A 662-nucleotide genomic window follows, 5' to 3' on the forward strand; every position below is an offset into this window, starting at 1 on the left:
TCACCGTTGAGTAGCTCATCCCTGAACCTGCCATTGAAACTTTCACAGTATCCGTTCTCCCACGGGCTCCCAGGTTCAATGTAAGCCGTCTGGGCGCCAACTGCGGCGATCCAGTCTCGGACGACCTGGGCGACAAATTCCGACCCATTGTCTGAACGTATGAAGCGGGGTGCACCCCGCAGTATGAACAGATCCGTCAGGGCATCGATCACATCGACCGAGTTCAGCTTGCGCTTCACTCTAATCGCCAGGCACTCCCGGCTGTGCTCATCAAGGATGTTCAGCGTCCGAAAAGCTTTGCCATCGTCAGTTCGACAATGAACGAAGTCATAGCTCCATACATGATTGCGATACTCCGGCCTCAGCCGAACACACGAGCCATCGTTCAGCCAGAGCCGTCCTTTCTTCGGTTGTTTCACTGGCACTTTCAGCCCCTCTCGTCGCCAAAGCCGTTCAATTCGCCCATCGCTGACAGACCATCCGGCCTCTCTCAGCAGCGCAGCGATCCTGCGATAGCCAAATCGGCCGTACTGTCGAGCCAACTCGATCATGTCGGCGACCAGTCGGTCTTCGTCTGCGCGACCTTGTGGGACCCGCCGCTGCGTGGACCGGTGTTGCCCCAGCACGCGACAGGCGCGTCTCTCGGAAACGTTCAGCTGGTT

Annotated in this window: 1 protein-coding gene; it reads right to left on the reverse strand. The window is 57.9% G+C overall.

The features are described from left to right. Nucleotides 1-662, reverse strand: a 662-nt coding sequence (locus tag ACR0MS_RS20430) for an IS3 family transposase (RefSeq protein ID WP_480579123.1), incomplete at both ends; no start/stop codon positions are given.

The sequence above is a fragment of the Ruegeria sp. CJ2 genome, assembly GCF_056536745.1.